Source organism: Colwellia sp. BRX9-1, from assembly GCF_014077195.1.
Classification (GTDB): Bacteria; Pseudomonadota; Gammaproteobacteria; order Enterobacterales; family Alteromonadaceae; genus Colwellia_A.
In genome coordinates this window covers 1-25,780 of sequence record NZ_JACGVM010000032.1, presented here as the reverse complement: position 1 = coordinate 25,780, position 25,780 = coordinate 1, and the positions used below count along the sequence as shown (strand labels likewise).

The 25,780-nt window shown below is 38.5% G+C and carries 21 protein-coding genes and 3 tRNA genes; 16 read left to right on the top strand and 8 right to left on the bottom strand.

Going from position 1 to position 25,780, the window contains the following annotated elements; genetic code table 11:
- Positions 1 to 391 precede the first annotated feature (391 nt).
- A complete protein-coding gene (gene cysK, locus H4J76_RS18815) occupies positions 392 to 1,360 on the top strand; it encodes a cysteine synthase A (protein WP_182172979.1) in 969 nt (322 codons plus the stop codon).
- Between the two features lie 52 nt (positions 1,361 to 1,412).
- Here the strand turns inward: cysK and H4J76_RS18810 are convergent, their stop codons facing one another.
- Positions 1,413 to 2,195, bottom strand: coding sequence for an alpha/beta fold hydrolase (locus tag H4J76_RS18810; protein ID WP_182231093.1), 783 nt, complete (start codon positions 2,193 to 2,195; stop codon positions 1,413 to 1,415).
- A 261-nt stretch (positions 2,196 to 2,456) separates the two neighbouring features.
- On the opposite strand from H4J76_RS18810, the gene H4J76_RS18805 reads away from it, so the two are divergent.
- From H4J76_RS18805 to kynA, 9 genes are all read left to right on the top strand, one after another.
- On the top strand, positions 2,457 to 3,245 hold the full coding sequence (locus H4J76_RS18805) for an SDR family oxidoreductase (RefSeq protein ID WP_182231092.1): 789 nt from the start codon (positions 2,457 to 2,459) through the stop codon (positions 3,243 to 3,245).
- A gap of 36 nt (positions 3,246 to 3,281) precedes the next feature.
- Complete coding sequence (locus H4J76_RS18800) at positions 3,282 to 4,739, top strand: aldehyde dehydrogenase (protein ID WP_182231091.1); 1,458 nt, start codon at positions 3,282 to 3,284, stop codon at positions 4,737 to 4,739.
- A 544-nt stretch (positions 4,740 to 5,283) separates the two neighbouring features.
- A complete protein-coding gene (locus tag H4J76_RS18795) occupies positions 5,284 to 5,766 on the top strand; it encodes a RidA family protein (protein ID WP_182216170.1) in 483 nt (160 codons plus the stop codon).
- Positions 5,767 to 5,768: 2 nt separating this feature from the next.
- On the top strand, positions 5,769 to 6,326 hold the full coding sequence (locus H4J76_RS18790) for a 3-hydroxyanthranilate 3,4-dioxygenase (protein WP_220466061.1): 558 nt from the start codon (positions 5,769 to 5,771) through the stop codon (positions 6,324 to 6,326).
- A gap of 3 nt (positions 6,327 to 6,329) precedes the next feature.
- Complete coding sequence (locus tag H4J76_RS18785) at positions 6,330 to 7,337, top strand: amidohydrolase family protein (protein WP_070373934.1); 1,008 nt, start codon at positions 6,330 to 6,332, stop codon at positions 7,335 to 7,337.
- Positions 7,334 to 8,272, top strand: a complete 939-nt coding sequence (locus H4J76_RS18780) for a cyclase family protein (RefSeq protein ID WP_182231090.1) — start codon at positions 7,334 to 7,336, stop codon at positions 8,270 to 8,272. Before H4J76_RS18785 ends, H4J76_RS18780 begins: the two co-directional genes overlap by 4 nt.
- Positions 8,273 to 8,275: 3 nt before the next feature.
- Positions 8,276 to 9,589 (top strand): kynureninase, encoded by a 1,314-nt coding sequence (gene kynU / locus H4J76_RS18775; protein WP_182231089.1) that lies wholly within the window; start codon positions 8,276 to 8,278, stop codon positions 9,587 to 9,589.
- The gene (locus H4J76_RS18770) at positions 9,586 to 11,022 is read left to right on the top strand and encodes an NAD(P)/FAD-dependent oxidoreductase (RefSeq protein ID WP_182231088.1); all 1,437 of its coding nucleotides are present in this window, start codon (positions 9,586 to 9,588) and stop codon (positions 11,020 to 11,022) included. Before kynU ends, H4J76_RS18770 begins: the two co-directional genes overlap by 4 nt.
- Positions 11,015 to 11,878 (top strand): tryptophan 2,3-dioxygenase, encoded by an 864-nt coding sequence (gene kynA / locus H4J76_RS18765; protein ID WP_182231087.1) that lies wholly within the window; start codon positions 11,015 to 11,017, stop codon positions 11,876 to 11,878. The genes H4J76_RS18770 and kynA overlap by 8 nt, the downstream gene beginning before the upstream one ends.
- Positions 11,879 to 11,989: 111 nt before the next feature.
- On the opposite strand, the gene H4J76_RS18760 is transcribed toward kynA, so the two are convergent.
- Positions 11,990 to 13,675 (bottom strand): M20/M25/M40 family metallo-hydrolase, encoded by a 1,686-nt coding sequence (locus H4J76_RS18760; protein ID WP_182231086.1) that lies wholly within the window; start codon positions 13,673 to 13,675, stop codon positions 11,990 to 11,992.
- Between the two features lie 385 nt (positions 13,676 to 14,060).
- Between H4J76_RS18760 and H4J76_RS18755 the strand changes: the two genes are divergently transcribed.
- Positions 14,061 to 16,346: a TonB-dependent receptor gene (locus tag H4J76_RS18755; protein WP_182231085.1), complete on the top strand. Its 2,286-nt coding sequence runs from the start codon at positions 14,061 to 14,063 to the stop codon at positions 16,344 to 16,346.
- A gap of 100 nt (positions 16,347 to 16,446) precedes the next feature.
- Here the strand turns inward: H4J76_RS18755 and H4J76_RS18750 are convergent, their stop codons facing one another.
- Positions 16,447 to 16,821 (bottom strand): MGMT family protein, encoded by a 375-nt coding sequence (locus H4J76_RS18750; protein WP_182231084.1) that lies wholly within the window; start codon positions 16,819 to 16,821, stop codon positions 16,447 to 16,449.
- A 266-nt stretch (positions 16,822 to 17,087) separates the two neighbouring features.
- Between H4J76_RS18750 and H4J76_RS18745 the strand changes: the two genes are divergently transcribed.
- Both H4J76_RS18745 and H4J76_RS18740 read left to right on the top strand, forming a co-directional pair.
- Positions 17,088 to 18,680: an ABC-F family ATPase gene (locus H4J76_RS18745; RefSeq protein ID WP_070373941.1), complete on the top strand. Its 1,593-nt coding sequence runs from the start codon at positions 17,088 to 17,090 to the stop codon at positions 18,678 to 18,680.
- A 94-nt stretch (positions 18,681 to 18,774) separates the two neighbouring features.
- The gene (locus H4J76_RS18740; protein ID WP_182231083.1) at positions 18,775 to 19,626 is read left to right on the top strand and encodes a 23S rRNA (adenine(2030)-N(6))-methyltransferase RlmJ; all 852 of its coding nucleotides are present in this window, start codon (positions 18,775 to 18,777) and stop codon (positions 19,624 to 19,626) included.
- A gap of 130 nt (positions 19,627 to 19,756) precedes the next feature.
- On the opposite strand, the gene H4J76_RS18735 is transcribed toward H4J76_RS18740, so the two are convergent.
- From H4J76_RS18735 to gltX, 5 genes are all read right to left on the bottom strand, one after another.
- Positions 19,757 to 20,752 carry a fatty acid desaturase gene (locus tag H4J76_RS18735; RefSeq protein WP_182216186.1) on the bottom strand — a complete coding sequence of 332 codons (996 nt, stop codon included), beginning with the start codon at positions 20,750 to 20,752 and terminating at the stop codon, positions 19,757 to 19,759.
- A gap of 12 nt (positions 20,753 to 20,764) precedes the next feature.
- A complete protein-coding gene (locus H4J76_RS18730; protein WP_182231082.1) occupies positions 20,765 to 21,520 on the bottom strand; it encodes a transporter substrate-binding domain-containing protein in 756 nt (251 codons plus the stop codon).
- A 27-nt stretch (positions 21,521 to 21,547) separates the two neighbouring features.
- Positions 21,548 to 22,891 carry a DEAD/DEAH box helicase gene (locus H4J76_RS18725; RefSeq protein ID WP_182216189.1) on the bottom strand — a complete coding sequence of 448 codons (1,344 nt, stop codon included), beginning with the start codon at positions 22,889 to 22,891 and terminating at the stop codon, positions 21,548 to 21,550.
- 141 nt (positions 22,892 to 23,032) lie between these two features.
- A complete protein-coding gene (locus H4J76_RS18720; RefSeq protein ID WP_182231081.1) occupies positions 23,033 to 23,554 on the bottom strand; it encodes a hypothetical protein in 522 nt (173 codons plus the stop codon).
- Positions 23,555 to 23,642: 88 nt separating this feature from the next.
- Positions 23,643 to 25,055, bottom strand: a complete 1,413-nt coding sequence (gene gltX, locus H4J76_RS18715) for a glutamate--tRNA ligase (protein ID WP_070373947.1) — start codon at positions 25,053 to 25,055, stop codon at positions 23,643 to 23,645.
- A 343-nt stretch (positions 25,056 to 25,398) separates the two neighbouring features.
- Here gltX and H4J76_RS18710 point away from each other — a divergent pair.
- From H4J76_RS18710 to H4J76_RS18700, 3 genes are all read left to right on the top strand, one after another.
- A tRNA-Val gene (locus H4J76_RS18710) sits at positions 25,399 to 25,474 on the top strand.
- Positions 25,475 to 25,503: 29 nt separating this feature from the next.
- A tRNA-Val gene (locus H4J76_RS18705) sits at positions 25,504 to 25,579 on the top strand.
- Positions 25,580 to 25,618: 39 nt separating this feature from the next.
- Positions 25,619 to 25,694 (top strand) — tRNA-Val (locus H4J76_RS18700).
- Positions 25,695 to 25,780: the final 86 nt, after the last annotated feature.

The window sequence follows — 25,780 nt, the reverse complement described above, 5'->3', positions numbered from 1 at the left end:
TTATTGATAGTAAAAGCAAGGACACTTTCAGAAGAAATCAACAAATTTTAAAATAATACCATTAAAAAAAGAGGTAAATTAATTCAAGCGCTGAACACTTTTTACTTATTAGCATAAAGAAGCGCCACCATAATATTAAAACCACTTTTAAAAAGCTTGTTTGTTATTCGCCAAGCTATCATTGGGGTTTAACAGCAATTATAATTAAAGAATAAAATAGGTTATTATCAAAAAGAACGATAATTACAGGCTAATAACACACTAACTTAACTAAAAAAGCATTTCTATATTCTTTTTTTGTATATAAGTTAACAAAATATCACTTCTTTTATTTCTATAAAGCGCTAACCTTGTGCTATTAAAGTAAATAAAGCTTTATTAAGGAGCTACCATGACGACAATATTTGAAGATAACTCAACCACTATAGGTAAAACGCCTTTAGTAAAACTTAACCGTGTAACTACCGGTAATGTTTTTGCAAAAATAGAATCAAGAAATCCAAGTGCGAGTATTAAGTGTCGTATTGGTGCAAACATGATCTGGGATGCAGAGAAGAAAGGCTTATTAACACCTGGTAAAGTAATTGTTGAGCCAACAAGTGGTAATACCGGCATAGCCCTTGCCTTTGTTGCTGCAGCTCGAGGTTATGGTATTACGTTAACTATGCCACATACCATGAGTTTAGAACGCAGAAAGTTATTAGCGGCTTTAGGGGCTAAACTTGAATTGACCGATGGCGCCAAAGGTATGAACGGTGCTATAGCTAAAGCGCAAGAAATTAAAAATTCAGATCCAGACAAGTATGTTTTATTGGGGCAATTCGACAACCCTGCCAACCCTGAGATCCATGAAAAAACTACTGGTCCAGAGATCTGGGCAGATACCGATGGTAAGATTGATATTTTTGTTGCCGGTGTTGGAACAGGCGGTACCATTACCGGTGTTAGTCGTTATATCAAAAATATTGCCGGCAAAAACATTATGTCTGTAGCTGTTGAGCCTACTGACTCACCGGTTATTAGCCAAAAAATGGCGGGTGAAGCATTAACACCTGGTCCACATAAAATTCAAGGTATTGGTGCTGGTTTTATTCCTGGTAACTTAGACTTAAGCATGATCGATGCTGTTGAAAAAGTGACCAACGATGAAGCCATGGCAATGTGTCACCGCCTAATGAAAGAAGAAGGTATTCTTGCAGGTATTTCTTCAGGTGCCGCGGTTGTTGCCGCTAAACGTTTAGCTGAGAAACCTGAAAACAAAGATAAAAATATCGTTGTTATTTTAGCAAGTTCCGCTGAACGTTACTTATCAAGTCCATTATTTAGTGATGAGTTCACTGATAAAGAGCTTGTACAATAGTATTGACATCATCAAAATAAAAAAGACGCTGAGGCGTCTTTTTTTTGTTTTATCAATCAGCAATAAAGCGAGCAATCGCCGGATGAATTAAGCCACTATGGCTTACCGGTCCCATATGTCCGGTTGGAAAACGTTGATGTTCAACATTGGGTAAATTGGCTTTAATTTGATTGGCTAATGATTGGCTCAGTTCAGGGCTGTGTTCCCCTGTCATCATTAACACTTTACAAGTAAGACCACTTAGATCGGTTAAAGTATATTTCTCTGATATTAAACCTTTAAAGTCTAAACTCACCTTAGGCATATCTCTTGCCATTATATCCTGAACTTTTTGTGGTAATGCTTTGAAAAAACCTGTTTTGTTCCAAAAATCAGTGAATATCTCTGCCGCCTGATACCTATCATCGATATTAACTTTATTAGCAAAGTTATCCGCTAACATTCGAGCGTTACTACTTTGTTCAAGTAAATGAAACGCAACCGGCTCATATAAAGAAAGACTTAATATTTTTTCTGGATTCTCAATGGCTAGCTTTAAGGCAATCGCGCCGCCACAAGAATGCCCAACCAAGTGAAAAGACTGATGTTGAGCAACATGAGTAATAATTTTTTTAATACGGTTAATTTCAACATCAAAATTATAATTTAACTCATCAGCGACTTTTTCTGCATTACCATAACTGAGCAAATCAATATTGATGACTAAGTAGTGAGGTTCAAGCAGTTTGACTAAGGGCTGCCATTGTCTGGCCGAACTTAGCGAACTATGAAGAAGTACAACCGGTGTTCCCTGCCCTGAAATATAGGCACCTTTTAGTAGATTATTTATGGTCATTGCAGCTATTGATTAGCGATAAAACACCATTATCAGCTTAATCTAACAAATGTCAAAGTGAAATAACACTCAATCTATTGTCGCGCAATTAAAAAAGATACGGCTATAAAAGTTTACAAAGTAAATAAATAAAACTTCACACTTTTGCTGACATTAAATTATTTAATGTGATAAAAATTGGTTAACTCAAACTTTCAACGAAATTAACTTAACGTCGTTTTGAAAAAGTCGTTTAAAAAAATACAATAATAAAGAGTATTCATGGATATAAATCTTCAAGGTAAAAGCGCATTGGTCTGTGGTTCAAGTCAAGGGATCGGTAAAGCCTGTGCAATTGAACTTGCTCAATTAGGCGCTAACGTCACACTATTCTCACGTAATCAAGCAGCCCTTGAATTAGTCAAAGCTGAGCTTGATAAATCTCAAGGTCAAAAGCACCAAGTATTAATCGCTGACTTTTCGAATACAGAACAAGTAAAAACCGTGATCAATGCGCATATTAACGCATCGGGTGGTTATGATATTTTAATCAATAATACCGGAGGACCCGCACCTGGACCGGCCAATGAGGCTGGTACCGATGAATTTATCAACGCCTTCAATTTACACTTAGTGTCCAACCATCACTTGGTTCAAGCGCTTATCCCTGGTATGAAAGAAAAGCAATATGGCCGTATTATCAATGTTATTTCTACGTCTGTTAAGCAGCCGCTCAATGGCCTAGGTGTTTCTAATACCATACGTGGTGCGGTGGCGAGCTGGGCGAAAACCTTAGCAAATGAATTGGGTGAATTTGGTATTACTGTCAATAATGTCTTACCCGGGGCTACTGCAACCGCTCGTTTGGATGCTATTATTTCAGGGAAAGCCAAAAAACAAAACATTTCAATTGAACAGGCTACGCTTAACGAAAAAGCAATTATTCCTATGCGCCGTTTTGCTAAACCCGAAGAATTTGCAGCTGCGGCCGCTTTTTTAGCATCGCCTGCTGCTGGCTATATTACAGGTATTAATTTACCCGTCGATGGTGGCAGAACCTCGTGCTTATAAGGTTTACTTTAATAAACAATAGCTAGAGGAATAATAATGCTCAATGAAAATAATATTATTGAAAACTTTATTGATGGCCAATATCAAGCGCCCGTCAATAATAATTATTTAGATAATATTGAGCCGGCCACGGGGCTAGTTTATGGCCAAATCCCCAATAGTGATATCGCTGATGTTGAACAGGCTGTTGCAGCAGCAGAGCTTGCCCTGCCCGCATGGCAGGCTTTAGCTTTAGAACAACGTGCCGACTATTTAATTGCCATAGCACAAGAAATTGAAAACCAACTTGAATCCTTAGCACTTGCCGAAGCCACAGACAATGGTAAACCGGTTTCTTTAGCGAGAATGGTAGATATTCCACGTGCGGCAAGTAACTTTAAATTCTTTGCTCATGCCTGTTCGCAATTCGCTAGTGAATCTCATGCGATTGCTCATACGGCAATCAATTACACCTTGCGCCAACCTGTTGGTATTGTCGGCTGTATTTCCCCTTGGAATTTACCGCTGTATTTATTTACTTGGAAAATAGCACCAGCACTCGCTGCAGGTAATTGCGTGATTGCTAAACCCTCTGAAATAACCCCAAAAACGGCGGCAATGCTCGGCGCTATTTGTCTGAAAGTCGGTTTGCCTAAAGGTGTTTTAAATATATTACACGGAACAGGTGCAAGCGTTGGCGCTGCAATATGTAACCACCCTAAAATTAAAGCGATCTCATTCACTGGTGGCTCAGCAACGGGTGCAGCAATAGCAACTCAGCTTGCACCAAAATTTAAAAAACTATCATTAGAATTAGGCGGGAAAAACCCAGCATTAATTTTTGATGACTGTCATTTTGAAAGTACTGTTGAAGAAGTCTTTCGCGCCAGCTTTGCGAATCAAGGTCAAATTTGCTTATGTGCTTCACGTTTATATATTCAACGAGGCATATATGAAAAATTCAAAAACGCATTAGTTACAAAAGCACAAGCGCTTGTCCCACAAGACCCTTTACTTAATGAAACAAAAATGGGCGCGATTGTCTCCAAAGCTCACTTAGAAAAGGTACTTGGCTATATTGATTTAGCTAAAAAAGAAGGGGGTACTATTTTAGCGGGCGGTGAACAAGTGCTATTACCTGGTCGCTGTAAACAAGGTTATTTTTTACAACCGACTATCATTGAAGGCTTAAGTAATGATGCAAGTTGCAACCAGCAAGAGATCTTTGGCCCTGTTATTACCTTACAACTGTTTGATACTGACGAACAAGCGCTGGCACTTGCCAACGAAAGCCAATATGGCTTAGCGGCGACTATTTGGACGCAAAATATTAATAGAGCGCATCAACTCGCTGAACAAATAAATACCGGAATTGTGTGGATCAATTGTTGGTTACTGCGTGATTTACGAACGCCTTTTGGTGGTATGAATCATTCAGGTGTTGGTCGAGAAGGTGGTTTAGAAGCCATGCGATTTTTTACTGAACCCAAAAATGTATGCATAAAATACTCATAGGCTCAAATTAAATAAATACCGGAATTGTGTGGATCAATTTTTGGAGGTATGAATCATTCAAGTGTTGGTCGAGAAGGTGGTTTAGAAGCCATGTGATTTTTTACTGAACCCAAAAATGTATACATAAAATACTCATAGGCTCAAACTAAATAAATAAATACCGGAATTGTGTGGATCAATTTTTGGAGGTATGAATCATTCAAGTGTTGGTCGATAAGGTGGTTTAGAAGCCATGCGATTTTTTACTGAACCCAAAAATGTATGCATAAAATACTCATAGGCTCAAACTAAACAATGAACCAAATTTGTCATAAATTTAAATCTTCAGGAGCAATATTTGCCAGCGTATTAGGCTGCAAATGGACGCTTATTTAACCTATTTCCCTCTGGAGTGCCTTAGGGTGTTTTTCGGTGATTTCGAAATTCCCTACTCAGTCGTACTCAAGTCTACACACAATTGAAATAAATAAAGAACAAAGGTCTTTGATTGATTTTTGTCTACACTTATAACCATAAAAATATATTAATTACATCAGGATCCCTTATGAGCGATGTTAAAATTAAAACGTCTTTGAACCCCAAAATAATTAACGCGGAACAAGCACCAAAACCGGTAGGTTTATACCCTCACGCCCGACAAGTAGGCGACTTATTATTTCTTTCTGGTGTTGGCCCAAGAAAAGCGGGTTGCAAAGATATCCCTGGGGTTGTACTTGACGAGCAAGGTAAAATTAAAAGTTACGATATTGAAGCGCAATGTCATAGTGTATTCACCAATATTCGCTTAATTCTTGAAGCGTCAAATGCAAACTGGATGGACTTGGTTGATGTCACCGTATTTTTAACCAATATGGATGACGACTTCACCACCTACAATCGTATTTACGCAGAATACTTTGCCGATAACCAACCTTGTCGAACCACGGTTGAAATTAACAAATTACCAACGCCCATTGCCATTGAGCTTAAATGTATCGCTGCGTTGAATCAACATAAAAAGCCTCATACTAAAACGACGGGGGAATAGTCATGTCAACGTTAAAAAACAGCATCGCTATGCCTTTTAATTTACATGCTTGGATTGATGAACATCGCCATTTACTTAAACCTCCCGTTTGTAATAAACAAATTTTTGAACAAGACAATTTTATTGTAATGATTGTCGGCGGCCCTAATAATCGTACTGATTATCACTATAACGCAACCCCTGAATTATTTTATCAAATTGAAGGCGAAATGGTGCTTTCAGTGATTGATGGTTCGGTTGAAAAGAATGATCATCATGATCCCAAAAATTTTCAGGATATAAAAATTAAAGCTGGCGAGATATTCTTACTTCCACCAAAAATGTTGCATTCCCCACAACGCTTTGAAAACAGCGTAGGTTTAGTGGTTGAACAAAAGAGAGCAAATAATCAAAAAGATGCACTTTATTGGTTTTGTCCTGACTGCAAAAAACAACTCTACACAGAAGCTTTTTATCTCGACAATATAGAAACAGACTTACCTAAAGTATTCACCCGTTTTTATGACACACCTGACAATTGCACTTGTCAGCAATGTGGCACAACAGTGACGAAGGGATAAGTTATGTTAAAGATAGATATTCACACGCATATATTACCGAAGACCTGGCCTAATTTACGTGAAAAATACGGTTACGGGGGGTTTGTCAGTTTAGATCATCATAAATGTGGCTGTGCCCGAATGATGGTTGATGAAAAGTTTTTTCGTGAAATAGACCATAATTGTTGGGACCCTAAAGTTCGACTTGACGACTGTAAAAAGCACCATGTAGACGTACAAGTACTTTCAACGGTTCCTGTGATGTTTAACTACTGGGCAAAACCGAAAGATACTCTAGATTTATCGATGTATTTGAATGATCACATTGCCGGCATTGTTAACGACCACCCTAAGCGTTTTGTAGGGTTAGGTACTTTACCTATGCAATCGCCAGACCTTGCAATAAAAGAACTTGAACGTTGCATGAAAATTGGTTTGTCGGGCATTCAAATTGGTTCTCATATTAATGAATGGAATTTAGACCAAAAAGAGTTATTCCCTATTTTTGAAGCCGCACAAGACTTAGGTGCAGCTGTTTTTGTTCACCCATGGGACATGATGGCGAAAGAAAAAATGCCTAAGTATTGGTTGCCATGGCTCGTTGGTATGCCTGCAGAGTCAAGCTTAGCGATATGCTCGATGATCTTTGGCGGCGTACTACAACGTTTACCTAAACTAAAAATAGCCTTTGCTCATGGTGGTGGTTCATTTCCATCAACTATTGGTCGTATTGAACACGGGTTTAATGTTCGTCCTGATTTATGTGCGGTTGACTGCCCTATTAACCCACGAGATTTTCTTCCTCAAATTTATTTGGATTCATTAGTACATGATGAATTAGCACTGAAATATTTAGTCGATTTGATGGGGCCAGACAATATTGCCTTGGGTACTGATTACCCATTTCCATTGGGTGAATTAGAACCTGGAAAGCTTATCGAGAATAGTCAGTTTTCTGATGATATTAAAGAAAAGTTACTGCATGGTTCAGCGCTTAAATGGTTAGGATTATCAAAAGAGCAATTTTTATGAGTATCGCGAACACGAAAGTTAACGTTAAAAATAGCACGATAAAAATAACCATAGAACTTAAACATGCTAGTTATCAAGTCAATATAGCAAACTCATGGTCATTGGCTATTCCTGTTAACTTTAATCAACCAACGCAACAGCCTAATCACTTTTCTGCCAATGCGGCTCTAGCCAGTCCAATGCAAGCGGGGGATTTTGTTGGTGATACGAAACAAGGTGGCAGTTGCAATGTAAATGAATTGACGATTAATCCGCATTGTAACGGTACCCATACAGAATCTATCGCACATATTTGTGACTTTTCAATGAACAGTCATGCTGTCAATAATGGTATCAATAATGAAACGCAGGCAAAGACATTAGCAGAACTTAACTTACCCGCGTTAATGCCCTGCGCTGTAATATCATTAACACCTGAATTAGCTATAGAAAGTAAGGAGAATTACAGCCCTGACTTTTCTATACATGATGTCATCATCAGTAAATCTGCACTTAAGAAAGCACTTGTTGATTATCACAATGAGCAATTACAAGCGTTGGTTATTCGAAGTTTGCCAAATAACAGTAGCAAAAAACATCAAGCTTATAACAGTGAGAATCAACCTGCTTTTTTCAGCCGTGAAGCCATTTTATATTTGAATGAACGCGGTGTTGAACACCTAATAGTAGATCTACCATCAATTGACCGCTTACATGATGAGGGATTAATGACTTGTCACCATTTATTTTGGCAAGTTAATGAAGGTAGTCAGCAAGTAAACGAAAATAGCTTAGTGAATAAGACGATTACCGAAATAGCGTTTATTGATAATGAGATCCCTGATGACTTTTATTTTATCAATATTCAAACACCTGCTTTTCATAATGATGCAGCACCAAGTCGCCCTGTCCTATTTTCAACAAAAGAATTTAATGCTAAAGAAATGAGTAAATAACTTATGCCTATTACCAATAAAACAATAAAAAATAATAAAACGACATTAGCATACGCCCAAACACTAGATCTTAATGATCCGTTAGCGAAAATACGCGACCAGTTTGCCATTCCTAAACAAGCAAATGGTGACGATGAATATTACTTCACAGGAAATTCCCTTGGTTTACAACCCAAACTTGCTCGAGAATATGTTATTGAGTTACTTGACTCTTGGGGACAACGAGGCGTAAAAGGTCATTTTGAAGGTGACTTCCCTTGGATGCCCTATCACGAACTTTTAACCGAGCAATCAGCATTATTAGTGGGGGGTAAAAATGAAGAAGTGGTGATGATGAATTCATTAACCACAAACTTACATTTAATGATGGTGAGTTTTTATAAACCCCAAGGTAAACGTACTAAAATACTGATTGAAGATCATGCGTTCCCTTCTGATCATTACGCCGTAGAATCTCAACTTAAACATCATAAACAAGATGTTAATGAGAATATGCTGCTGTGGACACCAAGAGCAGGCGAAGAGCTTTTAAATCATGATGATTTGTATCAAATAATTGAACAACAAGGCGATGAAATTGCCCTGATATTATTACCTGGTGTGCAGTACTACACTGGCCAAGTGCTGGATATGAAAACCATCACCGAAAAAGCGCACGCAAAAGGTATCATGGTGGGTTTTGATTTAGCCCACGCCGTTGGCAACATCGAAATGGAACTGCATAACTGGCAAGTCGACTTTGCATGTTGGTGCAGTTACAAATATTTAAACAGTGGTGCAGGCTCTGTTGCTGGTTGTTTTGTTCATGAAACCCATAGCACTAATTCAAACAGTGAAACGCAAGTGAACCGCTTTGCGGGTTGGTGGGGGCACGACAAGTCAACTCGATTTAAAATGGAAAACAATTTTAAGCCTATTGCTACAGCTGAAGGCTGGCAATTATCGAACCCTCCCGTATTATCATTAGCGGCTATTCGAGGGTCACTTGATACCATAAAAATGGCAGGCGGGATCAGTGAGCTTCGTAAAAAGTCAGTCAAGCTTACCCAATATATGACCGAGTTAATCGCCAGTGAACTTGGCGATAAAATTCGTATTATCACCCCCAGTAATCAAGCTGAACGCGGTTGTCAGTTATCGTTAATGATTAATGTTAAAGGCCTTGACGGTAAAGCTATGTTCAACGCGTTAGAAGAAAATGGCGTAACCACAGATTGGCGTGAACCCAATGTTATTCGAGTGGCTCCCGTCCCTCTTTACAATCAGTTCCAAGATATTTATCACTTTGTCCGACTTTTAAAGGAGTGTTTACAATGAGCGTAAATGTTATATCTAAACCTGCCAATGAAACTAACATCACGGTAGCAGGAGCTGGCCCTATTGGCGCACTGCTTGCAATAATACTCGCTCGAAAAGGCTATAATATTAATTTATTTGAATCTCGCCCAGATTCTCGCCAGCATGATATATACCAAGGAAAATCGATTAACATTGCCCTCTCAGACCGTGGTTGGTTAGCGCTTGAAGCGGTTGGTATTGCTGAACAAGTCCGTAAAGAAGCGCTCCCTATGAAAAAACGTGTCATGCATGGGGTTGATGGAACCATAACAGAGCAAGCTTATGGAAAAGACGAGCAAGCTATTTGGTCGGTATCGCGCGCGGGCATTAATGAACAATTACTTAATTTGGCAGAAAAAGAAGCAAACGTAGCGTTGCACTTTGAAAAAAGACTTACCCATGTTGACTTTACTACGGGTTGTTCATCTTTCAGCTTTGATGTGGCACAAAGTAAAGGTCATATTGAAATTGACGCTGATTATATTTTTGGCGCCGACGGTGCTTTTTCAAAAGTACGCCGTCTTGCCCAAGAAACGCCACGCTTTAGCTATAGCCAATCTTTCATGCCTCAGTCTTATATCGAATTAACGATCCCTGCAAACGAAAACGAAACAGGCGATGCGCGTTTTAAAATGGAAAAAGAAGCCCTGCATATTTGGCCAAGAAAAGATTTTATGCTGATCGCTTTGCCCAACCCTGATGGTTCGTTCACTTGTACATTGTTTATGAATTATGAAAGTAAACATGACGGAGCACATTCATTTTGCAACTTAACAGAAAGAAGTCAAGTAGTTAAGTTTTTCAACGAAAATTTTGCCGATGCAATGCCCATACTAGCAGACCCCATCGACGACTTTATGTCCAAGAAAGCTAGCCCACTCTTTTTAGTTAAAGTGGACCCTTGGGTGATCAATAACAAAGTCGCATTAATTGGTGATGCTGCTCATGCAATGGTGCCTTATTACGGTCAAGGCATGAACTGTGGCTTTGAAGATTGCCGAGAGCTTGGTGAAATTATTGATCAATATAAAGGTCAATGGTGCGATATTTTTCCTGCTTATCAAAAACAGCGAAAAATAAATGCTGATGCTATTACTGAATTAGCTCAGCGTAATTTTGTTGAAATGAGTGAGCTATCTGGTGACAGTAATTTTCTTTTGCAGAAGAAGATTGAAGCTAAATTTCATCAACTTCAACCTGAACTTTGGGTGCCACTTTATTCTATGGTGACCTTTTGCCCACACTTGCCTTATTCGCAAGCATTAGCAATCGGCGATCAGCAAAAATTAATTATGGCGAAAATAATGCAAATACCTGATATAGAAAGCTGTTGGCAAGACGATTTTGTTTACGAAAAACTGCTACAACTCGTTCAAGAAAACACTAAAAACAAGGATAATCTTGATGTCTAATTCTGGCTGTCCTTTTAATGGTGATGCAAACAAACGTGAAGTAGAAGAAGATATTCATACCGACTTTAACGATGATATGTCCTATGGTGATTACTTGCAGCTTGATAAAGTATTATCGGCTCAGCAACCGTTATCGAAAGAGCATGATGAGATGTTGTTTATTGTTATTCATCAGAGCAGCGAACTCTGGCTTAAACTTGCTGGCCATGAATTAACAAAAGCCATGGAGTGTTTACGCGCAGATGATTTTGGTCCCGCCTTTAAAGTTATCGCGCGGGTAAAACAAATATTCATTCAGTTGACTCAGTCATGGAATATTTTATCGACGCTTACCCCCGTTGACTACTTAAAGTTTCGTGATGACTTAGGACGATCCTCTGGGTTTCAGTCACTCGGATATCGAAAACTTGAATTTCTCTTAGGCAATAAAAACAGTGATATGCTTAACGTCCATAAAAGTGATAATCAAGCCTATCAAGAGTTAGCATTATTACTCAATAGCCCCAGCTTATACGACGAAGTGATTGCCGCATTAGTAAAAGCAGGTTTTAACATTGATGACTGTGTGCTTAATCGCGATGTTAGCCAAGCTTATCAGAGTAATCAGAGTGTGGTAAAAGCATGGCTAATGGTCTATCAGCAACCCGAGAAATTTTTTGAGCTATATGAGCTAGCAGAAAAGCTTGTCGACATCGAAGATTCTTTTCAACAATGGCGCTTTAAACACATGTATACCGTGCAACGGATCATTGGGTATAAGACGGGAACCGGTGGTTCTTCTGGGGTAAGTTTTTTGAAGAAAGCACTAGATGTTAGCTTTTTTCCTGAGTTGTTTGAAGTTAGAACACATTTATAATGTTTCTCACATCGTCATTTTAAGTCAACAGCTTACGAATTATGCTGTTGATTTACTTGGGATATTTATAATAAAGCACTCAACAATGTTGAGTGCTTTTTTTCAATCAGATTAATTTTTTACTGAGTTTATCTCTAAGCTTTTATTACCTTCTTTATCACGGTTTTTACGTGCTTTGTCAGCTTTCAATTTCATCTGCTGCTTCTGCAAATTAGAAATATCTTTTGGCATCGGCTTACGAGGCATACGTTCGTCAGCCATGGCCGCCTTATATAAAAAGCCAGCAAGAATAACAGAAGCTTGTTTTAGATCAGCCTCTACGACATGGTCAATCGAATCAATATGGGTATGATGCAAACGAGAGCCATAATCTAACTTGTCTTGAATAAATTGAAAACCGGGTAACCCTACATCATCAAAAGACTCGTGATCAGTGCCACCCGTACTTTGATTGGTAATAGTACCGGTACTTAAATCCGAATAAGGGCTGAACCAGTTGCCGAATATTGATTTAGCAGCAACATTACCTTCAGTATAAATACCTCTGAAACGTCCACTACCATTATCCATATTAAAGTATACCGAAAACTTATCATGATCAGCTTTCGTTTCAATCGGCCAACCTTGATCTTTCCATAAATAACTGGGTAATGCTTGCTCATTCTTATCAGTAGGTTTAGGACGGGTCGCAAAGTGTTCATCAACATAAGCTGCCGAACCAAATAACCCTTGTTCTTCACCCGACCATAAACCAATACGTATGGTACGTTTAGGTTTAAAGTTTAATGCTTGCAAAATACGAACAGCTTCCATTGAAACCGCCACACCCGCACCGTTATCAACAGCACCATCACTGGCATGCCACGAGTCTAAGTGGCCACCGACCATAACTATTTCAGGGTTTTTATCACTCCCTGGAATTTCTGCAATGGTATTGTAAGCATTTCGGTCGTTATCATGAAAACGCGCATCGATATTGAGCGATAATTTAGGTGTCTTACCATTATCTATCATTCGAGATAATAGGTTGTAATGTTCGGCTTCTATAATAAGTGCTGGTACTGGAAAGGTTTTACCGACACGATGGTCACTACCAAAAACGTTAATTAAGCCACCTTGACGCCAGCTACGATATATAACACCGGCAACTTGCTCTTCTTTTAAAAAATTACTGAGCGTGGCTTGAAAATTATAACGCTGCATTGCGCCATCTCTTCGGTCAGCAGTTACCCATGGAGAGTGACTTGGCGCTCGCATTACGTCAAATTCTGTCAATGTAGAAAGCTCTCCAGAGTCATAGCGTTGGAAGACACTGTTCTCAGGCGCTTCAATATTTTTACCCGCGCCCATCATAATGATTTTACCTTTTAGCTTACCTTTATATTGTGCTAAGTCAGTTATTGAAGCCGCATCAAAGATAACAACATCTCCTATTACTTCTCCTTTAGTGCCCGGTGTCCAAGCAACAGGAATACCGTGTAAAGAAACTTCACGCGGACTCAATAGATCAATGGAAGCAGAGTCATGTGACCAGCCTCGCCCAAACTCAAAAGGGTCTAAATAAGCATTTTTTAATCCCCACCCCTTTAACTTCTCTAAAGTCCAATTATTAGCTTTCTTCATCTGAGGAGAGCCAGATAAACGAGGGCCTATTTCATCGGTTAATTGCTCTAATGTGTGCATTACTTCAGAATTATAAAAACCTTCTGCCCTTATTTTATTCGCCATATCTAAGTCATCACTTGCATAAGCAGTCGATAAAGAAAGGCATAATAAAGATAATACGAATTTTTTCATTATTGTTTCCTAATTATTATATTTTTTGTCATGATTAATTTAGTACAAAAAATAATAATTAAAAAGACAGATAAGACGAACTCCATCGAATAAGAGACCGTTGGTATTAACTGAAAAGCAGCAGGTAATAATAAGGTGAGTAGCAGCGCAGTCTTTATATTCACTTTACATTAACCATTTTAATTTAAAGCATTAACAAAAATCTGCTTAGCTTAATTTTGCAAAAAATAACATAACAACTTCTTATAAAGTAAACTATGTTAAAACGTATAAAAATAGATACTTTCTATTTAGAAATGTGTAAATTTCGGCTACCCTAACTGGTATCAAAATAACAATAAAATTTAGTTTACCTAAAAAAACATCGCACTCTTGGAGAATATTAATGAATTTGTTCAAAAATTCCACTTTGGCTACAGCGGTTAAACTCGCTGTTTTAACATCAACGGTCGGTTTTTCTGCAGCTACTTTAGCTGAAGAAAATGCCGAAGAAAAAGTAGTTGGTTTAGAAATTATTGAAGTAACCGCGCGTAAAAGAGTAGAAAATGTTCAAGAAGTTCCTGTAGCTATTAGTGCGCTCCAAGGTGAAAAACTGAATGTGTTAAGTTCTGCTGCTATGGACATTCGTTTTTTAAATGCCCGCGTGCCAAGTCTTTCTGTTGAATCTTCTTTTGGTCGTACTTTTCCACGTTTTTATATGCGTGGTTTAGGTAATTCTGATTTTGATTTAAATGCATCACAGCCAGTTTCTTTAGTTGTTGATGAAGTTGTGCAAGAAAACCCAATTTTGAAAGGTTTCCCAGTATTTGATGTTGGCCGCGTAGAAGTATTACGTGGTCCACAAGGGACACTATTTGGTCGTAACACCCCTGCCGGTTTAATTAAATTTGAATCAGTAAAACCATCACAAGATTTTGATGGTTTTGGCTCACTTTCATACGGCAGTAATAACACTACCGATATGCGTGCGGCTGTTGGTGGGGGGTTAACTGATAAATTATCTGCTCGTGTTTCATTACTTAATCAAACCCGAGATGACTACATAGATAACCAAGCACCCGGTTTTGAACAAAAAGAAGTTTTAGGTGGCTACAATGACAAAGCGGCTCGTATTCAATTTCTTTATGAAGATGACGCTTTCACAGCATTATTTAATTACCACATGCGCGACTTGGATGGCAAGCCGGTTGCTTTCTATGCAAATGCGTTTAAACCTGCAAGTAACGAATTAGTCAGTAACTTTGAAAGAGATACTGTTTACCATGACTCGGCATCAAGAGCGACACAACAAGTTGAAACCGAAGGCGGCAGTTTAAAGTTGGAATTTGAATTAGGTGAATTTACCCTAACGTCAATTTCAGGCTATGAAAGCGCTGAGCTTTATTCTCGTGCCGATGTTGATGGTGGTTATGGCGCAGTTTATGCTGAGCCTTCAGGACCTGGTATTATCGCACTTGATTCAGAAACAGCCGATGCTATTCCAGATCACGAGCAACTAACACAAGAAATTCGCTTATCAAGCAACTTTGATGGCCAATTTAATTACCAAGTGGGCGCATTTTATTTTAATGAAGATTTAACCATTGAAAGCTTTGCCTTCGATCCTTTATTTAGCAGTGGCGCACAAACGGGTTACGTTATTCAAGAGCAAGAAACGACTGCATGGGCTGTTTTTGGTTCGTTTGATTATGACTATAACGACAAAACCTCAGTAACCTTTGGCTTACGTTATTCTGATGATGACAAAGACTATAGCAACCAAAGAACGAAGTCTCCATTGGCATGGTTAGGTTTTCCTGATGTAGTATCAGGTGAAGTAAATCCAAGCGATTCACATGTTAGCTGGGATATTAGTGTTACGCATAAATATACCGATGACATAAATTTATACGCACGCATTGCCGACACGTTTAGAGCACCAAGTATTCAAGGGCGTTCGTTATTCGCCTTTGGAAATGGTATTTCTGTTGCCGACTCAGAAACTATTTTATCTTTAGAAACCGGTATTAAATCTGATATTTTAGACGGCTTTGGTCGTATTAATGCTTCGGTATTTTATTTTACCATGGATGATCAACAACTAACTTCTGTTGGTGGTGGTGGCAATACGGCAAGTTTACTTAACGCTGAAGAAACGACCGGTTACGGTTTTGAAATCGACTCAGAGTTTATGCTAACCGATAATTTTTGGCTAACGGCGAGTGTCAGTTATAATAATACCGAAATCAATGACAGTGACCTAGCTGTTGCTGCTTGTAAATTATGTACTATTACCGATAATTTCTACACCGATGATTTGGGCAATAGATTTGCCGAAGTAGACGGTAATAGTTTACCACATGCGCCAGAGTGGATTTTTAACTTTACCTTGCGTTATTCTCGTGAAGTTGCAGACGGTGAATTCTATGCCTACACGGATTGGTCTTACCGAGATGACATTAGTTTCTTTTTATATGAATCAAAAGAATTTAATGGAAAATCATTATTTGAAGGTGGCGCACGTACCGGTTATACCTGGGACGGTGATGATAAAGAGTATGAAGTTGCCTTATTTGTTCGTAACATAACTGATGAACAAATCGCTATTGGCGCTGTAGACTTTAGTAACAATACCGCTATTGTTAATGAAGAGCGCTTTTTTGGTGCAGAATTTAAAGTTAATTTCTATTAAGCTAAACGGCTAATTTTAATGATAAAAGGCGACTATAATTAGTCGCCTTTTTTATTTTTAATGCCTATATACGAGACTCATAGCCGTGAAGTTTTGGTATTTAATAAGTGAGTTTAAAGAGTAATTCAGCCAAATCAGGTTGCCACTGAAAATCTGTTAACTTAACACGATTACCTATAACAACCACTTGCTCCTCTTGAAGCAGTGCACTTTGTTTGGCGAAAAGTTCACTTTCAACAGCAAATGATATTTTCCCTTGAGAGTTAATAACTCTGTGCCAAGGAACACTTTTTCCTTTCCAGCCATCATCAGGGATTTTACCTAACGCTTTCCCGACTAACCTCGCTTTACCGGGCAAGCCAGCAAGATCAGCAACCTGTCCATAGCAAGCGACCTTGCCATAAGGTATTAACTGCACTGTTTGCCAGATACGAGGGTAATTAACGTTTACCGGGCGCTTATTATTTTTTAACATCGTGGCGACTCATCTAATGAAACGGCTTAATTACGGTTGTAAAACACAGTGAATATTATCTTAACATTTTGCCAACAGACGATAACACGCTACTTAGCAACTTTTACTAAAATAAGAAAATTTACTGAACATTGAACAACTTGTCATTAATTTATCATCCACCCCAGCCAAATAGACAAATTTTAGCCTATTGAAGTCGATGTTTTTTGTGTATAATCGCGCGCTATTGACTTACCAGCTTAAATGCACAACCAAGGAATCAGCTTATCCTACAAGCAAATAATATTACCCAACAATTCGGCGCAAAACCTCTTTTTGAAAATATTTCACAAAAATTTGGTGGTGGTAATCGTTACGGTTTAATTGGTGCCAACGGTTGTGGTAAATCAACACTTATAAAAATCTTAGGTGGTGACTTAGAGCAGACCTCAGGCAATGTAAGCTTAGACCCTAACGAACGTTTGGGTAAATTAAGCCAGGACCAATTTGCCTTTGAGCACTTCAGTGTTATTGATACCGTTATTATGGGACATACTGAGTTATGGGCGGTAAAAGAAGAACGTGACCGTATTTATGCTTTACCAGAAATGAGTGAAGCCGATGGCATGAAAGTAGGCGATTTAGAATCAGAATATGCTGAGATGGACGGTTACAGTGCAGAAGCACGTGCCGGCGAACTATTAATGGGCGTAGGAATTGCTGTTAACCAACATTATGGTTTAATGAGCGAAATAGCCCCAGGTTTTAAACTGCGTATATTGTTAGCACAGGCGCTATTCTCAGATCCTGATATTTTATTACTTGATGAGCCAACCAACAACCTGGATATTCATACTATTCAATGGCTTGAAGAAACCTTGAATGCCCGTGATTCAACCATGATCATCATTTCGCATGATAGACATTTTTTAAACAGTGTTTGCACCCACATGGCCGATTTAGATTACGGTGAACTTAGAGTTTTCTCAGGTAACTATGACGAATACATGCTGGCAGCAACACAAGCACGAGCTAACTTACTTGCTGACAATGCTAAGAAAAAAGCGCAAATAGGTGAGCTACAAGCTTTCGTTGCTCGTTTTTCTGCTAATGCTTCAAAAGCTAAACAAGCGACTTCTCGTGCAAAACGTATCGACAAGATCCAACTAGAAGAAGTTAAACCTTCAAGCCGTACCAACCCCTTTATTCGCTTTGAGCAAGAGAAAAAATTATTTCGTAATGCCTTAGTCATAGAAAAATTAAACAAGAAATTTAATGATGCTCATGTACTAAAAGATATTTCTCTTTTGGCTGAAGTCGGTGAACGTATTGCGGTGATCGGCGAAAACGGCATAGGTAAAACCACCTTTTTACGCACTTTATTAAATGAAGTCGGCTACGAAGCAACTTCTGGTGATTTTACTTGGTCTGAAAATTCAAATATTGGTTATTACGCACAAGACCATGAGTTTGAATTTGAGCATGACATGACCTTGTTTGACTGGATGAGCCAATGGCGTCAGCCTACCGACGACGAACAAGCCGTTCGTGGTTATTTGGGGCGTTTATTATTTTCAGCTGACGATATTCTAAAATCAGTTAAAATATTATCAGGGGGCGAAAAAGGCAGAATGCTTTTTGGTAAACTGATGATGCAACTGCCTAATATTCTTGTGATGGACGAACCGACCAACCATATGGATATGGAGTCTATTGAGTCACTTAATATGGCATTAGAGAACTACGAAGGTACCTTAGTGTTTGTTAGCCATGACCGTGAGTTTGTTTCGAGTTTAGCTACGCGTATTATTGAATTAACCAAAGATGGTTACATCGACTTTGCCGGTACTTATGATGAGTACTTAGCAAGCCAAGCATAAATCCCACCCGCTCTATCAATAGATAAAACACCCCTTATTTAGGTGTTTTATCTATTATTTTCACTGCCCTATTTTATATTTTAAGGAAATCCTTTTGCTCAGTTATCGTCATGCTTTTCACGCAGGAAACTTCGCTGATGTTTTAAAACATTCGGTTTTAACGCTCGTACTAGAATATATGGTGCGTAAAGATAAAGGCTTTACCTATATCGATAGCCACTCGGGTGCTGGCATGTATTCACTAAAAGATGAATACGCTCAAAAAACAGCTGAATACAAAGGTGGTATCGCCAAAATTATTGCCGCCCTAACTGATGAGAATTTTCCTGAAGCATTAACACCCTATGTCGAGCTAATTCAGCGCTTAAACACTGAAAATAGTGAGCTAGAAATTTATCCTGGCTCGCCTGGTGTTGCTAAGCAACTGATGCGCCGCCAAGACAGTACTCATCTCTTTGAGTTACACCCTACCGATATTCAACATTTGACAGAATTCTGCACACGCTGGAAAAAATCACATGTAAAACAGTCTGATGGTTATCAAGGTGTATTGGGGTTAGTACCGCCACCCAGTCGCCGAGGTGTCGTGCTTATCGATCCCCCTTATGAGTTAAAAGAAGATTACGCTAAAGCGATTAAGACTATCGTAAAAGCCTATAAAAAATTCAATTCCGGGACTTATATTCTTTGGTATCCTGTGGTTACCCGTGAGCGTATTCATGCTATGGAAAAAGACTTTACCCGTAGTGAGGTGAAAAATTTATTACAAGTTGAATTTTGTTTACAAGCCGACAGTGATGAATATGGTATGACAGGTACCGGCTTATTTATTGTTAATCCTCCTTGGCAGTTAAAAAAGCAGCTCGAAGAGATACTTCCTTTTATGAAGGCAACCTTAGGACAGGCTGAGACTAGCTTTACATTAGCGCAGCTTATTGCTGAATAATTCGCCTTAAGCTAAAATATATGGCGCAGCTCAATCAAGCAGCGCCACTTAGCAAGCTTATCAGCCTTTTATAATCAGTTGATAATTAACAAGCAATAAGATAACTAAAGTTTTATCGCTACTGCCCTACTTACAAAGTGCGATATCTATTTGCATTTGAAAATGTACTAACATCATTAAATCTAACACCATTTTCTTTCATCACCTTATGTGCGGTACTTGCTAACATTTGACGCAAATAAAACGGTTGTTGCACAACAAAGTGATGAATGGCATGTGTACCAGCAAAGTTAAAGGTAAAGAGGTTAAGTGGCCAAATAACCAAACCTTTAAAGACTTGCGTTTGCTGCAATACATTATTAACGCCACCATAGTAGTGCAAATAAGAAGTCACTAAATTTAAACAGGCTGAGCGTAAAAAATTAGGCGCAATAATAATCACCATCAACAGATTGCTCAACGCTGAAAAGGTTTGTAACCATGGCGGATAGATAAAATCGCTAGCAATAAAAAAATCGACACTGTGAAACAATATAAAGCCGTAACCGAAGATATAATAAAGTATCGTCAGTGGGAACCCGCCATTAAAAACACTCAAAAAATTAAAGGCTTTCACTTCTCTATTCAAGTGCTTTCTTTGTAAAATTAGCCCAAATAAACCATCAAACATCACGATATAGCGAACAAGTATATTAGCAATACCATTGCCGACCAATCGTTCTTCTAAATCTTGTTTTGTGCCTGAGGTTTTATGGTGCAGTAAATGAATTTTGCGACGATACCAAGGGTTGATAGTACTTGGGCGCATTAACCAAACAGTGGCCATCATAAGATTATGTATAATAGGTTGCTGACGAAAGTAAAGTTTATGAATTAAGTCATGCTCTAACTCATGAGAGATAGAGGCAAAAATTGCCGCTAACATGATACAAACCCAGGCAGGAATAAAGGCATAGTAATATAATAAGCCACTGGTGATCATGCCAGTAAGTGACAGTAAAAGAATGAGTAAACCAATACTGTCTTGCTTAGCTAAAAACACATATTTTTTGCGTAAGCGCTGTTCTTCGGCTTTAACACCTTGAACAATATTTTTAATTTTTTCAGCGTCTGTTGTTGAACTCATCCTAAGCATTCACTAATTTTTACTCGAAAGGTGATAACTATCGGCATCATTAATCATATTAATTTCTTTCATCACTTCATTGATATCGTGAGACATTGAATATTTTTTTGAAAAGGCAAGAAAAGAAGAGTCAACTTGATCAGACAACGAGAACCCTTCAACTTGTCCATTAACCGCCATATTATCGATGGTCGTATATGCAATGGCACTATCGGCCACCAATAAATCAACGCGACCGTAAATAAGCATATTAAAGGCATCTTCTAGGCGAGTCGCTTCAACAAACGTTATAGAGGCATCTTTAAAGGCTTTTTCTGAATGGCTATCAACATTGGTTGAACGAACTCTGACAAGTATTTTACTTTTATCAATCAATGGAATACCTTGATAAACAAAATTATCATCTGCTCTTTTAAATATTGCAGAGCCAAAAAAATTAATCAAAGGGTATTTAGGAAAACTCAAAAACAAGCTGCGTTCTGGCGTATAAACCGTCGGCATTAATGCATCAAACTTTCCCTGTTCAACCGCCTTTAATGCTCTTGCCCAAGGCATGATGGTAACTGATATTTTAAATTTTCCACTGGCATTGAGTTTATTCATCGTCTCAATTAACAAGCCCTTGTTTTCACCCTTTTCATTGCTATAAATAAAAGGGCCAATTTCAGGGGCTGCAATACTCAACGTGATAACTTGTTCCTGTTTGCCATGCTGAGCTTGTGCGTTTAAACAAAGTAAAAAACTACAAATAAAAAAGAAAAATTTCATTTTATTAATACCTTATACTCGAGACGGTTAATCGATTTCAGAATCGCTGTCTATTTCACTAACGGGCGTTACCGTCTTTTTACGCAACACAGGTAACTCACCAACATCTTGAGCAACAAAGACTCTTTTAATAACTTTTTTAGGCTGAGATCTTTGCGGCTTTTCGTTAATTTTCGTTGAAGATTTTGACTTGGCAGCCACTTTTGGCTTTTTAGGTTTTATGCCCTTGAATGTAGCTTTTAAGCTATCAACAACATCAAAGTTAAAGGTTTGCTGTAAAAAACCTTCAACATTTTTAAAACTAATCCAGTCTTTAGGACCAACAAAGGAAATCGCGTCACCGGTGCTACCCGCTCGACCTGTCCGGCCAATACGATGCACAAATTCTTCAGTGTGCTTTGGCATATCAAAGTTAAAGACGTGCGATACGTTAACTAAATCTAAACCTCGAGACGCTAAATCAGTCGTGATCAATATCTTTTGTTGTCCCTTACTAAAGCCATCCATTATTTGATTACGCTGACCTTGATTAAGCTCACCACTTAAGGCGACCGTACTTAAGCTCTGTTCGCTGAGCAGCTTTGATAATCTGTCGGTATCACTTCGTGTTGCAGTGAAAATAATCACTTGTTGATAGCTTTCAGTTTTCAAAAAGTGTTCAAGCAAGTCTTGTTTATGGTCTAAGTTATCGCATAGGTAAAAGCGTTTAGTAATATCTTTATGCTCGGTATGTGCAGAGCCTATGGCAATTCGTTTGGGTTTTTTTAATAACGCTAGTGCGAACTCATTGACTTGTGCGTGATCGAGTGTTGCAGAAAACATCAGTGTTTGACGCTTACGATGATCGGCAGCGCTATTAATTTGTTTTAATTGTTTTGAAAAGCCTAAGTCTAACATCCGATCGGCTTCATCAAGAATAAGGAGCTCTAAGCCCTTTAAATAGAAATGCCCTTGCGATAAATGGTCAGACAATCGACCCGGTGTCGCAACAATAAAGTGAGGGTCTTTGTGCAGTGTTTTTACTTGATCATTAAAGTTTTCACCACCCAAAATAAGCACAGCTTTAAACTGTGAACCGGTGGTAAATAAACGTAGTTGAGTAAAAACTTGTTTGGCTAATTCTCGTGTTGGCATAAGAATAAGGACACGAGGATCACGTTTAGACAAAGCCCTATTTCGAATTAAGCGTTGCATCGCAGGAATAATAAACGCTAAGGTTTTACCTGAGCCAGTTTTTGATGAGGCAATTAAATCATGCCCGGCCATAGCAGCAGGAATAGCTTGCTGCTGAATTTCTGTCGGCTCTAAAAAACCTAAATGCTCAACCGTTGACATTAAACGACTGTCTAAACCAAAATCTGTAAACTGCAAACTACACTCCAAAAAAGAACCAATAAAAACGTTGTTATTATACCCTGCTAACGACAAGAATGACGTATAGTATTTTATCAGGGTGTTAAAAAAATGAAAAACTTAAAAAAGTACCACAGACTTATTCATCTTATGGCGCTATTAAACATGTTCGTCGCGAAGCCAATCAACATAACCAACAAAAAAGTGTTGCCAAAAATCGTTGGTTTGCGAAAATTCAACCAGTTGTTTACCAAAGGTTTCTAATACCTCGAGATCAAAAATACAGCTTTCATCGGGAAGGTACATGGCAGATTTTTGCTGACACTGTTGATATATCGCCGTTAAGCACTGTTCAAAACCAACCAAAGATGCACTCACTAGGGTTGCTTGCCATTGATTTTCTTCTTCAGCAATCGCGGTATAAACCGCTAAATGTTCATCGGCCAAGTCAATAAAATACGGGTCACCTAATTCGGTATCTGTGGCGATAACAAGCCATGAACTTTGCCAATTGCCGATATCGTCATTGACTAAACTAGCGCCTTTTTTATCAACCGCATAGCCAATCTGGGCTTTATTTAATGTCGCCATTTTAGTAATAACGCTAAAACCCTGTGGACCAAAAAAAACCTCTTTATGTTCAAAGGCTTTTAATCTATTTAATAGTTCGCTTTGGTTCATCTTTAATCTCGTCTTTTTCAATACAATAAGGCCGTTGACAGCTAACCATCAACGACCTTATATCTTGTTAACATAAAACTTTATTTAATTAGCTGTTCGCTATTCTTGCTTCAACCACTTCAATAGCGTGATCAATACGAGCAAGTACTTTATCTTTATCCAATAAAGCCAAAGTAACATCTAAAGAAGGTGAATTACCACCACCAGTCGCCGCAACACGCAATGGCATACCCACTTTGCCCATACCGACTTCAAGCTCTGTTGCCGTATCATTAATTGCCGCATGAATAAGTTCAGGTGACCATTCGCTCAATGCTGCAAGTTTAGCTTTAACCAATATAAGAGGCTCTTTAACAACAGGGCGTAAATGTTTCTTAACCGCTGATGCTTCTAGTTCGCTAAAGTCTTCGTAAAAGTAGCGAGAAATTTGTGCCATCTCTTTTAAAGTTTTTACTCGGTCGGCTTGAATTTTAACGATTTCCTCAAGTGCTGGACCATTTTCAATATTGATACCTTGCTCATTCATGTGCCAGGCTAAATGTGTTGCAACATAACTTGGCTCCATAGTTTTCATATAATGTTGGTTGACCCAAATTAATTTATCAGTATTAAAACCTGAAGCAGCACGGTTACAGTCTTTTAAATCAAACAGTTCAATCATTTCTTCACGAGAAAATATTTCTTTATCGCCATGAGACCAACCTAAGCGCACTAAGTAGTTTAATAAGGCTTCAGGTAAATAACCATCATCGCGGTATTGCATAACACCGACAGCACCATGACGTTTTGATAATCGCTTACCGTCATCACCTAAAATCATTGGGATGTGGGCATACTCTGGGAGTGTTGCCCCTAAAGCGAGTAAAATATTAATTTGTTTTGGCGTATTACTAATATGATCATCACCACGTACAACATGGGTAATTTTCATATCCCAATCATCAACAACAACTGTTAAGTTATAAGTGGGTGTGCCATCGCTACGCGCAAGAATTAAATCATCTAATTCTTCATTAGCTATCGTTATATCGCCTTTAACCATATCTTTGATAACAACTTCGCCATCAAGTGGGTTTTTAAAACGAATCACATAAGGCTTATCGGCAGGATAGTCGGTGCGGTCGCGCCACAAACCGTTATATTTTTCTTTCGCGCCAGTTTCACGAGCCTGTTCACGCATTGCTTCAACTTCTTCACTGGTGCTATAACAGCGATAAGCATTGCCAGAGGCAAGTAACTGCTCAATAACTTCTTTATAACGGTCGAAACGTTGGGTTTGGAAATACGGACCATGTGTCCATTCAAGATTCAACCAATTCATACCGTCCATAATGGCATCAACGGATGCTTGGCTTGAACGTTCTAAATCAGTGTCTTCGATACGTAAAACGAAATCACCGCCATTTTTCTTGGCATATAACCAACTATAAAGGGCAGTACGTGCCCCACCAACGTGTAAATAACCGGTCGGACTTGGCGCAAATCGAGTTGTTAAGCTCATAAAAATCTCACTATAAAGTTTAAGACTTAAAGGCTATGTTAAAAGACAAGGCTTAAAGTCTACAATTGGTACGATAAAAATTGTCGATATTTTATCAGGCATAGCTAAGGAAAACATCATTTGCTGAAAGAAACAAAGAAAAGAAAATCTCCAGCGAGGATAAAACAAGCAAGCTGTTTAATTTTACAGCAAGAAAATTAAATATATCAATATAATTGAAAAAAAAGCAGAAAAATCTTTGTTTTATGTTGACAGCTTTTCTCATCTCCCTATAATACGCCCCACTGAAACGCAGACAGTGTTTAATTAATTAGACCTTCAACGATTCAGGAAATTTAAGATTGGGCGATTAGCTCAGTTGGGAGAGCACCGCCCTTACAAGGCGGGGGTCACTGGTTCAAGCCCAGTATCGCCCACCAATCTTAAGTCTCAAGAATAAAGTAATTATGGGCGATTAGCTCAGTTGGGAGAGCACCGCCCTTACAAGGCGGGGGTCACTGGTTCAAGCCCAGTATCGCCCACCATAATTACACCCTATAGAATTTTCTTTAGATAATCTATATGGACGATTAGCTCAGTTGGGAGAGCACCGCCCTTACAAGGCGGGGGTCACTGGTTCAAGCCCAGTATCGTCCACCATCTTTTTCCTCATTCTTACATCATCTACTTAAAAATTAAATAACTGATAATAATTTTAATTAATATATTAAATTTTAAATTTTAAA